Source organism: Rhizobium sp. Root483D2 (assembly GCF_001426685.1).
Lineage (GTDB): Bacteria > Pseudomonadota > Alphaproteobacteria > Rhizobiales > Rhizobiaceae > Pararhizobium > Pararhizobium qamdonense.
In genome coordinates this window covers 63,771-74,626 of sequence record NZ_LMFB01000008.1, presented here as the reverse complement: position 1 = coordinate 74,626, position 10,856 = coordinate 63,771, and the positions used below count along the sequence as shown (strand labels likewise).

General features: G+C 60.3%; 8 protein-coding genes. 5 read left to right on the top strand and 3 right to left on the bottom strand.

Annotated elements, in window-relative coordinates; genetic code table 11:
- Window positions 1–39 precede the first annotated feature (39 nt).
- Entirely contained in the window at window positions 40–639 is a 600-nt protein-coding gene (locus ASD32_RS06255) for an alpha/beta hydrolase (RefSeq protein WP_060637158.1), read from the bottom strand.
- Between the two features lie 518 nt (window positions 640–1,157).
- Between ASD32_RS06255 and ASD32_RS06250 the strand changes: the two genes are divergently transcribed.
- From ASD32_RS06250 to ASD32_RS06235, 4 genes are all read left to right on the top strand, one after another.
- Window positions 1,158–1,367, top strand: a complete 210-nt coding sequence (locus tag ASD32_RS06250) for a cold-shock protein (protein WP_060637157.1) — start codon at window positions 1,158–1,160, stop codon at window positions 1,365–1,367.
- Window positions 1,368–1,544: 177 nt separating this feature from the next.
- Window positions 1,545–1,760, top strand: a complete 216-nt coding sequence (locus ASD32_RS06245; protein ID WP_060637235.1) for a hypothetical protein — start codon at window positions 1,545–1,547, stop codon at window positions 1,758–1,760.
- Window positions 1,761–1,993: 233 nt separating this feature from the next.
- Window positions 1,994–2,374: a DUF6481 family protein gene (locus tag ASD32_RS06240; protein WP_060637156.1), complete on the top strand. Its 381-nt coding sequence runs from the start codon at window positions 1,994–1,996 to the stop codon at window positions 2,372–2,374.
- A 142-nt stretch (window positions 2,375–2,516) separates the two neighbouring features.
- On the top strand, window positions 2,517–2,771 hold the full coding sequence (locus ASD32_RS06235) for an AbrB/MazE/SpoVT family DNA-binding domain-containing protein (RefSeq protein ID WP_060637155.1): 255 nt from the start codon (window positions 2,517–2,519) through the stop codon (window positions 2,769–2,771).
- A gap of 130 nt (window positions 2,772–2,901) precedes the next feature.
- On the opposite strand, the gene ASD32_RS06230 is transcribed toward ASD32_RS06235, so the two are convergent.
- Together ASD32_RS06230 and ASD32_RS06225 are read right to left on the bottom strand one after the other, a co-directional pair.
- Window positions 2,902–5,025, bottom strand: a complete 2,124-nt coding sequence (locus tag ASD32_RS06230; RefSeq protein WP_244490113.1) for a mechanosensitive ion channel family protein — start codon at window positions 5,023–5,025, stop codon at window positions 2,902–2,904.
- 213 nt (window positions 5,026–5,238) lie between these two features.
- Entirely contained in the window at window positions 5,239–8,478 is a 3,240-nt protein-coding gene (locus tag ASD32_RS06225) for a PAS domain S-box protein (protein ID WP_082546664.1), read from the bottom strand.
- A gap of 279 nt (window positions 8,479–8,757) precedes the next feature.
- Here ASD32_RS06225 and glgX point away from each other — a divergent pair, with 279 nt between their 5' ends.
- Window positions 8,758–10,827: a glycogen debranching protein GlgX gene (gene glgX / locus ASD32_RS06220; protein ID WP_244490112.1), complete on the top strand. Its 2,070-nt coding sequence runs from the start codon at window positions 8,758–8,760 to the stop codon at window positions 10,825–10,827.
- The last annotated feature ends 29 nt before the right edge of the window (window positions 10,828–10,856 follow it).

Below are 10,856 nucleotides of genomic sequence, written 5' to 3'. Positions count from 1 at the left end.
CGCCGACAGAGGGGGGTGCCACACGTCCACAAAGTTTCCTCACCCCAAAAACCGCTTGATCGCCTCGATCTCGTTCGGCCGGATATCATGCCCGCCCGTGTGCCATTCCATATCGACCACCGCCTTCTGCGCCGTAAAATAATCGGCAAGGGCCTGTGTCAGCGGCGCCGGGCAGATCGGGTCGCGCTGGCCGGCGGTGATGAGGATGTGTCTTCCGGCAAGCGCCGGATTGTCCTTCGGCTTGAAGGGAATGAGCGGATGCAGGAGGATCGACTTGTTAAACAGGCTCGTCTCGATCAACAGGTTGGCAAGAATATTGGCGCCGTTGGAAAAGCCGAGGCCGATCACGTCGGAGGCTTCGTGCTCTGCCGCGAGCCGCGCCACGAACTCCGCCATCTTGGTGGTCGCCCGGGCAAGATCCGTCATGTCGTAGACGCCCTCTGCGGTGCGGCGGAAGAAGCGCGCCGCGCCATGTTCCGACACGTCACCGCGCGGCGAGACGATCGTCGCATCCGCCAGCAGATCGCCGCCGAAATCGAAGAATTGCCGCTCGTCGCCGCCGGTCCCGTGAAAGACGAAAAAGATCGGATTTCCCGGTGCGCCGGCCTTCACCCGGTGCACATAGCCATAATCGGTCATGCTGTTTCTCCCTTGGCCTTCCAGCTTCTGTAAGCGCCGCTTGAGGATCGCCGCAGACACATGTGCTGCGGGCAATTCCAATACTTCGCCTCAGATACGTGGTATCGTGGTGTGCCCTAATTGAGCTTGGTGTCGCCGCTATAGATGGGCTCAATCGGCGGGGTTCGATAGGCACACAAAGCTGGACGCATTGTCGTCATTTGCTGAACAATTGAAAATCACTGTTCAAGGAAGAGCCGGGTTGCGGTCGTGAAATTTTGCCTCTCCAGCGACGAATAAAGTCGCGGGAAGAAGAAAGGAATACAACCGGAAATACTATCCGGCGCAGCCAAAAAAACTAAAAGTTGACAGGACGTAAAGGACAGCCTATATACCTGTCATCGATAGTTGTTTGACTGATATTTGTTTCTGCCCGCGCTTGCCGCGTCTCTGACGAACTTCCCCCTTCAAAAATCGAGACTGCTGATCACCGTGCGTCGTACGGTGACGGATATTTGTTGCTATTGAAAGGGTTCGTTATGACCACTGGCACAGTTAAATGGTTCAATTCCACCAAGGGCTTCGGCTTCATTCAGCCTGACAACGGCGGTCCGGACGTATTCGTCCATATCTCCGCTGTCGAGCGGGCCGGCATGCGCGAAATCGTCGAAGGCCAGAAGCTTGGCTACGAGATGGAACGCGACAACAAGTCGGGCAAAATGTCCGCTTGCCAGCTTCAGGCCGCTTAAATCGGACGTAGCCTCTCCGATGACCACGGATGTACTGGCATCGTTGACGAGGCGAAATCCAATGGAAGGTCAGGCTCGTCGCCTGGCCTTTTTTCTTGGCGAAACCGCCAAACCACGCGCCGTCTTCGACAGAACGATCTGGACGAAACGCCGGTGCGACAGCACCAGGATATGATTTTGACCGAGAATTCGACCAAAGCCCGCGATCAGGCGGAAACGGCGTTCAGCCGGACACAGACCCAGTTCATGGCTCGCAGCCGGACCATTTCCGAGATCGATGCCGTGGCAGCCGAGCGGGATGCAAAGACCCAGCGGCTGCGCGAATTGCGGCTGGAAAAGGAAGCTGCTGCAACCGCCAAGGCGGCGGCCGCGGAAAAACAAACAAAACGCTGATTGTTTGTCGCGGCTTTGACGGCCGCCATATAGCTGTTATCATTCATTTCTACTGAAATAGGACGCAAAAGACGGCGGCCTCTCTATTTTTTTGGTGCTTCCACCCTATCTTGGGAAAGCGCAAAATGCGAAACGACACAGATGCCGGCCGGCACGGCGACGAATGTTCTCCCGGCCATGACCGGCCAGAGCTAAATTTACAAACCTGAATCGACAAACAAGGACGACGAAGATTGAGACACGCATCCGATAATGGCTTTGCCGATCGGCGCAAAGCCGCAGCCGAAGCCAAGCAGCAGCTTTTGAAGAAGTTTGCATCGGCACCGAAGGCTGATGACCCGGAACTGGCAGCAAAGCTCGCCGAGCGGCAGGCCAATACGGCTGCGCGCGAAGCCCGCCGCGCCGAACGCGACCGCCTGAAGCAGGAAGAAAACGACCGCCATCTCGCAGAAGCCGCAGCGCTGACCGCCGCCGCCGAGCTGGAATCGAAAGCCGAAGCTGCCGCCCGCGAAGAAGCCGCCCGCGATCGCATCGCCCGCGTCGTTGCCGACGAAGCCGAGCGCAAGGCCGAGCGCGATCGCCGCTATGCCGCCCGCAAGGCACGCCAGCGCTAATCAGGAGCGAAGGCCGGAGACATTCCGGCCTCCTCCCTGGCTCTTGAGCCAAAGACCCATGCCCCAGATTGCGGGCAGCATGGCTGTCACTGCATCGCTTGAATGATAAGGATCAATCCACCTCAGCTACCTGGAGGATGCGATGTTGAGCACCGTCAAGAAATCCGGCAATTCGACGTATATCATTATCCCCAAGCCAATGCTGATGGAATTGGGCGCCACGGTCGGCGATCATGTTCAGCTCATCGTTGACACGGATCGCATCATCATTGAGCGCGTGATCACGTCACCGCGACAAGGCTGGGCCGCCGACGCCCAACGGCTGGCAGCAGACGGGGATGATGTTTCCGAATGGTCCGAATTTGGCAGTAAAGATGACGACGCTTTGACATGGTAAGGCGCGGCTCCTTTGGTCTCGCGCGCTTGACAGGAAACCCCTCGTCAAACGTCTGGGCATCGTTCCACCACAAGTCCTCAAACAAACGCTGAAGACATTGCGCCACCTTTACGGGGAATAGCACCCGCCATCAGGCACCCTCCCCGCTTTCGGCCAGCTTTTTCTGATCCATCGCCGCCTTCACGGTCGCAGCCGCGGCTGCCGCTGCCGACGGGTCGTTGCTGGCGACCTGGACTGTGGGCGAGGCAAAGACGATGCCGTTGGTTGTGAATGCTTCCCGGATCATCATATAGGCCTTGCGGCGGATCGTCGTCTGGTATCCCGGTTTGGTCATCATCGCGAAGCTGAGGTTGATGCCATAGTCGCCGAACTGTTCGACGCCCTTCATCTTGAGGGTTTCCAGGATCATCGAACCATATTCCTCGTCCTCGAGCAGCGCTGCACCCACACCCTTGACCATCTTGCGGACCTTGTTGATGTCGGTGTCGTAGCCGACCGAGATGGTGAATTTGTCGATCACCCAGTCGCGGCTCATGTTCTGGACGGCACCGAGCGTACCGAACGGAACGGTGAAGACCGGGCCGCGATGGTGACGCAGCCGCACAGAGCGGATGCTGAACGATTCTACGGTGCCCTTGTAGCTGCCGCTTTGAATATATTCCCCGACCCGGAACGCATCGTCCATCATGTAGAAGACGCCGCTGATCACATCCTTGACCAGGGTCTGCGAACCAAACCCGATGGCCACGCCGAAAATGCCGGCACCAGCAATCAGCGGAGCCACCTGAACGCCAAGGCCGGAGAGAACCATCAACACGGCGATGACGGCGATCAGTACCGCCAGCACGGTCCGCAACAGCGGCAGCAATGTCAAAAGCCGCCCATTGCGCGCGCCGTGCGCCGTGTCGCCGGTCGCGGAACTCCTGGCCTGTTCCAGCGTGCGGTTGATCACCGCCTTGACGATCTGCCAGAGAATGTCGGCGACCAGCAGAATGACCGCACCGGCCAAAACGCCCTGGATGATATGATCCGCCATGCCTTCGCCGGTAAACATCGACGAGCGTTTGCTGACAATGAAGGCAAGCCAGAGCACGGCAAGCGTGATGATGGCCGCCCGCGCGCCGCGTTCCACCAGAACCTCGATAACGGGATTGCCGCCGGGCATTCCGGGCCGGGCCGCGAACGCGTTTCTCGACACTGCCGTGGTGGCTTTCAGAATGCCCGGCAATATCAGCGCATAGATGCCCACCCAAAGAATGATGACGAGACCTGCAACCCAGAGCACCCAGAGCAGGCAGAGATAGAATGTCAGCGCCCATTCGACAGCGCCCCGGCCATGCGGGCGGGCGATCGCTGCCGGCCGGTTCCAGATGGTTTCAATACCGACCAGCAGCAGTCCGAGACCAAGGGCATAGACGACGACGCCCCGCACTGCCGGCGCAATGGTCAACGCTTCCATGACGCCCGCCAGGGACCAGCCGGCAAACAGGATACACGACAACCAGAAGATCCGCCTGTACCAGAAGGCCCCGGAGGCGTGATCGGCAGCGGCAAGGCCAGCCGCTTCGGAAGCGCCGCTCGCCGGCCCAAGCAGCAGCAGCCGGGCAATCCGGATAACGAAACGGCAGGCAATGACGCCCAGAAGCAGAGGCAGCATCAGCGCATCGAGCAGCGGCGGCCATGTCATCGCCATGAACAGGCCAAGGCTTGCCAGGCTGAACGCGACGAGCGGGGCTAAAAGCGCAAACAGGTGCCGGCCGGCGGCATAGAGCGGGTTTTCCGGCGCACCGTCCGCATGGGCCAGATTTGCATGCATGCGGCTGCGGCGTGCAATGCGATGAAACAGCCATTCAGCCCCAAGGCCGATCGCCACCAGTGTCAGAAACAGCACGAACACACCGAAGGGACCATGGCCGTTGATATCGTCAGCGATGGTTGCGCCCGCGCGCATGAACTCGGAGGGAACCAGCGGAATGGCCTGGCCGATATGACGCAGATGATCCCGCACCCGGTCGCCAAAGGCGTTGAACTCGGTCGCGGACATATTGGTATCGGTGTCGGCAACGGGTGCCGCCGTCTGCCTGTTGAGCAGCGCGCGTATTTCGGGGTCGTCGAGCAGCTTGATCAGTTGATCGACCTTGTCGGAGCTCGCCGGTGGACTTGCCGCCTGTGCGCTTCCCATCTGTGGATTTGCCGTCTGTGCAAGGGCCGGCTGGATCATCGCCAGACCGGCACCCAGCACCAAAGCCGCCAAGCACCACAACCGCAAGACCAACAGCCTGATATTACCAGACGCTCTCATAGGCCGACCCCTCAGCTCACACCGCCGCAATGGCACTTTCTTGCATTTTAGAAAGTTAGAGCACTCACCGGGAGCTTTGTCACCTGCAACCCCGCGTCGAAGAAAAACGCACGGTGTTTTGTTCCATTATGGGAACGGATGTTGCTGAAAAAGCGTCTTGAGATTTTACCCTCGTGTCACAAGGGCAATAGCCTGCGCCAATGCCTCGCCGGAAAAAGGCTTGACCACCAGTTGCACATTCGGCCCGAGCGTCACGCCCTCGACATGACTGTTGCCGGTGGCGAAGATGACCGGCAGGCCGGGAACCAGCACCTTGGCACGCTCTGCCAGCATCACCCCCGACATATCGGGAAGCCCGACATCCGTGACCAGCACATCGATCGGTTTTTCCGACAGCACGGCAAGCGCTGTCTTTGCGTCGGCAGCCTCCAGAACGGTATGTCCCTGGTCTTCCAGCATATCCACCGTGCTGGCGCGGATAAGCCAATCGTCCTCGCAGACGAGGACCGTCTTTTTTCCGTCCGGTTTCTGATCGTCGGCAGCATCATGTGCCGGTGTTTGCGCCGGTGATGCCACAGCCGGTTCCTTTGCCAGAACATGACGGATCCGGCGGGCCAAAGCTTCCCGCGTATAGGGCTTGCTCAAGAGTTCGACCCCTTCATCCAGGCGGCCGGAATGGACGATCGAGTTTTCGGTATAGCCGGATGTGAACAGGACGCTCAGTTGCGGCAGCCGTTCCCGCGCCTTGCGTGCCAGTTCCGGGCTTTTCAACGTGCCCGGCATGACCACATCTGTGAACAAGAGGTCGATCGAGGCACCGCTTTCGATCACCGTCAGCGCGCTCTGCGCATCCTTGGCCTTCAAGACACGGTAGCCGAGGTCGGTGAGAATGGCGACGACGGTTTCGCGAACGGCTTCGTCGTCCTCGGCCACGAGGATGGTTTCGCTGCCGCCGGTGATCGGTCCCGCATCCCGCTCGATCAAAATGTCTTCCGACTGCATCGACCGGGGCAGATAGAGCTTGATCGTCGAGCCATGCCCCAGTTCGCTGTAGATCTTGATATGGCCGCCCGATTGCTTGACGAAACCATAAACCATCGACAGGCCGAGCCCGGTGCCCCGGCCCTCCGGCTTGGTGGTGAAGAAGGGTTCGAATACCTTTTCCAGGATGTCCGGCGCCATGCCCGAGCCAGTGTCGGTCACCGCCAGCAGAACATATTGGCCGGGCGGAACGTCCGCATAAGCCTCGGTATATTTGGCATCGAGATAGGCATTACCCGCCTCGATCGTCAGCTTGCCGCTCCCGCTCATCGCGTCGCGGGCATTGATGGCGAGATTGAGGATCGCGTTCTCGACATTGCCGGGATCGATATGGGTGTTCCACAAACCACCCGCGACGATCGTCTCGATTTCGATGGCCTCGCCGAGAGACCGGCGCAAAATGTCGTCGAGATTGCGCAACAGGCGGCCGATATTGACGACTTTCGGCGCGAGCGGCTGGCGGCGGCCGAATGCCAGCAGTTGCGAAGCGAGCTTGGAGCCGCGCGCAACGCCGGCCATGGCATTCTGGACGCGCTGCTCGGCGCGCTCGTTGCCGGGCACTTCATTCAAAAGCAGCTGAAGATTGCCGCTGATCACCTGCAGCAGGTTGTTGAAATCATGGGCGACGCCGCCAGTGAGGTTACCGATCGATTCCATCTTCTGGCTCTGGCGCAGGGCATCCTGGGTCTGGAGCAATTCGGACGTGCGTGCTTCGATCCGCTGTTCGAGCGTTGACGCCAGTTCCGCCAGCGCGGCTTCGGCGATCTTCTGTTCCTGGATATCGGTGTTGGTGCCGATCCATTTCTCTATCCGGCCAGCGCGGTCACGCAGCGAAACGGCACGGGCAATATGCCAGCGATAGGCGCCATCGTGGCGGCGAAGCCGGAACTTGGTCTCATATTGGTCACCGGTATGACGCGCCGCGGCCCAGGCTTCGGCGGCATCGCCGATATCGTCGGGATGAACGATGACACCCCAGTTTTCGCCATCCAGCGTGCCCGCAGGCGCGCCGCTATAGCGGTAGACCCGGTCGTTGAACCAGTCCAGCATGCCATCCGGCGACGCCGTCCAGACGTGGTTGGGCATCGACTGCGCCAGGTTGCGGAACCGGGCCTCGCTTTCGGCGACCGCTTTTTCGGCAAGCTTGCGGCTGGAAATATCGACGAAAAGCGCTGCAAACCGGTCGGGCGCGGCCTTGCGGGCGCGAACCTCGAACCAGCGCCCATCCAGCGCTGCCACCTGGACCTCGAAAACCTGCGCTATGCCGGTATTGACGACCTCGGCATAGGCTTCAAAGACGTCGTCGGAAATCATCGGAATAACGTCGCGGACGCTGCGTCCGAGAGCGCTATCGGCCGGGACGCCGGAATGCTTTTCGAATGCCGGATTGACTTCGACAAACCGGAAATCGTGGATCAGGCCCTGAGGGTCGCGGATGACCTCGCCGACAAAAAAGCCTTCCTGCATCTGTTCGAACAGGCCGCGCCAGCGCGCTTCGCCCTCGCGGACCGCGGCCTCAGCGCATTTGCGGTCGGTAATATCAAACGCAATGCCGATGAACCGCCTCTGGCCGCTTTCGGGGCTCGATACGACCTCGCCGCGCCGGGCAATCCAGCGGACCTGCCCGGTTTCGGGGTCGATCAGGCGGTATTCGGCATAGTCGAGCGGATTGCTCTGGCTGAGTTTCGCCGGTCCGGTATTGGCCCGGTCGTCCGGATGCAGAAGACCGACCAGGAGCTTGTCGGTCACCACCACGTCGGGCGCAAGGCCCCAGATGCGGCGATATTCGTCCGATACCTCCAGCATGCCGGTTTGCGGGTACCATTCGAACGTGCCGATGCCGCCTGCCTCTTGCGCAATGCGCAGGCGCTGTTCGGTCCGCACCCGGTGAGTGGTGTCCTTGATGATCGCCAGCACGCCGGCCGGCACGCCGTTCTCATCCGGCACCGCACTGTAATCGAGGTTCAGCCAGACATCCTCCGGCGAACCGTTGCGCTCGATGACCAGATGCTGGTCGCGGTAACCAAGCGTCCCGCCGCCCAGCACCACTTTAAGCACATTGGCATTGAACTCCGCCACTTCCGGCCAATGTTCCCTGACATTCGAGCCGAGCGAAACGGGATGACGCTGACCGGCAAAAGCGGCGTAACCCTCATTGTAGATCATTACGCCGTCGGCGCCCCACAAAAGGATCATCGGCACCTTGGCGCGCAGGATGATCGCAACGACGGATTTCAGATGATAGGGCCAGGTTGAAAGCGGGCCGATCGAGGTTTTTGACCAGTCGAAATCGCGGATCAGCGCCGCAAGCTCGCCACCCTCGGCCAGGAACGGGTATCGCGTGTCGGATGCAGGCGCTTGCATGAAAACCTGAAATGAAAAGAGGGCCCCGGCTGCAAAAAAGATCGCAGCAGGCGCTAAATAGCGCGTTTCATCATGACATCAATCCGGCAAAGATAATATTCGCCGTTTTTGCAGCCCGGATGAAAGAGATTGCTGCAATAACGGCAAACAAGAGCTGATCCCAAGCCGGACAGCGAAATATTTGCATTCCGGGCTCTTCCGGACGGAACAAAATGATGCGCTGCACAATTGGATGGGGCAGATTTTGTACAGAGGGGATTTTCGCACGTGGATGCCAAGGTGAACCAGCATAAAATAGAGCCCGGCGAGTGGCAGCAGCTTGGCGCCGTCCCGGATAAGGACGGCGTGAACTTCGCCCTGTTTTCCGCCAACGCCGAGCGGGTCGAACTCTGCCTGTTCGACGACAGCGGCGCGGTCGAGACGGCGCGCATCGAGCTGCCGGAATATACGAACGAAGTCTGGCACGGCTACATTCCAGGCCTGAAGCCCGGCGCGCTCTACGGCTACCGCGTTCACGGCGCCTACGATCCCGCCAACGGCCATCGCTTCAATGCCAACAAGCTTCTGATCGACCCCTATGCGCGCGAACTGGTTGGCGATGTCGCCTGGTCGAGCGCGCATTTCGCCTATGATCTCGAAGCGGAGGACAAGGACCTGTCCTTCAACGACAGCGACAGTGCTGCCGGCATGCCCAAATGCCGGATCATCGATCCTAAGGCCTATGACTGGAAAGCCGATCGCGGTCCCAACATTCCCTGGTCGAAGACCATCTTTTACGAAACCCATGTGAAGGGCTTCACGCAGCTGCACCCGGCCATTCCGGAAAACCTGCGCGGCACGTTCGAAGGGCTCGGACACAAGGCGATCGTCGATTATCTGAAAAGCATCGGCATCACCTCTGTCGAGCTCTTGCCGATCCATTTCTTTCCCGATGACAGCCATCTGGCGGAAAAGGGTCTGCACAATTTCTGGGGCTATAACAGCCTGGGTTTCTTCGCACCGGCAACGCGCTATTATGGCCCGCGCGCCATGGACGGTTTTCGCGACATGGTGCGGGCGCTGCACGATGGCGGCATCGAGGTCATCCTGGACGTGGTCTACAACCACACCGCCGAAGGCAACGAACTCGGCCCGACTTTATCCTTCAAGGGCATCGACAATTTTTCCTATTACCGCACCCTGCCTGACAACCACCGCTACTACATCAACGACACCGGCACCGGCAACACGGTCAACACCTCGCATCCGCGCGTCCTGCAGATGGTCACGGATTCACTGCGCTACTGGGTCGAGGAGATGCATGTCGACGGCTTCCGCTTCGATCTCGGCACCATCCTTGGCCGGGAACCCGAAGGGTTCGACCAGCGCGGCGGCTTCTTCGATGCGGTGTCGCAGGATCCGGTTCTTTCCATGACCAAGCTGGTCGGCGAACCCTGGGATATCGGCCCCGGCGGGTATCAGGTCGGCGGCTTTCCGCCGGGCTGGGCGGAATGGAACGACAAGTACCGCGACACCGTGCGCGATTACTGGAAGGACGGCGACGGCACGGCGCCGGATTTCGCCGCCCGCCTGCTCGGCTCCGGCGATATCTACGACCAGCGCGGTCGGCGTCCGTGGGCAAGCGTCAATTTCATCTCGGCGCACGACGGTTTCACCCTCAATGACCTCGTCTCCTACAACGAGAAGCACAACGAGGCGAACGGCGAAGACAACAAGGACGGCCATAGCGACAACCGCAGCGCCAATTACGGCGTGGAAGGCCCCACCGACGATGCCGCCATCAACGCTGTTCGCGACCGGCAGAAGCGCAACCTGCTTGCCACGCTGCTCTTGTCCCACGGCACCCCGATGCTGCTTGCCGGCGACGAGTTCGGCCGCAGCCAGATGGGCAACAATAACGGTTACTGCCAGGACAGCGAGATCAGCTGGGTCCATTGGGAAAACCTGCCCGGCAGCGCCGAAGAACTGCGCGATTTCGTTCGTCAACTGACGGGCTTGCGGGCGGCCCAGCCGCTGCTGCGCCGCGAAAGCTGGCGCGACGGCATGACCGTGACATGGTTCAATCCCGGCGGCGGCGAGCAAACGGAAGAGCAGTGGCAGGACGAGGGTGGCACGACGCTCGGCGTGCGTCTCTCCCGCGACGACCTTAAAGGTGTCGATGGCGTCTGGTCAGAGGCACTGATCCTGTTCAACCCGCATGACGGACCCGTGCCGTTCAAGCTGCCGGATTCGTCCTCCGGCTCCTGGGCCTGTGCGCTCACGACTGGAGACGCGGCGGAAACCGGTACGGACGTGCCGGCGGACTTCGAGCTTCCCGCCCGCAGCCTCACCCTGCTGCATCCGGCCTGATACGGATCAATCGAAGATAACGGCGCCAT

What these genes read in the sequence shown, in the direction of transcription:
- ASD32_RS06255 (WP_060637158.1), bottom strand. Translation starts at nt 639, where the DNA reads ATGACCGATTATGGCTATGTGCACCGGGTGAAGGCCGGCGCACCGGGA.
- ASD32_RS06250 (WP_060637157.1), top strand. Translation starts at nt 1,158, where the DNA reads ATGACCACTGGCACAGTTAAATGGTTCAATTCCACCAAGGGCTTCGGC.
- ASD32_RS06235 (WP_060637155.1), top strand. Translation starts at nt 2,517, where the DNA reads ATGTTGAGCACCGTCAAGAAATCCGGCAATTCGACGTATATCATTATC.
- ASD32_RS06225 (WP_082546664.1), bottom strand. Translation starts at nt 8,478, where the DNA reads ATGCAAGCGCCTGCATCCGACACGCGATACCCGTTCCTGGCCGAGGGT.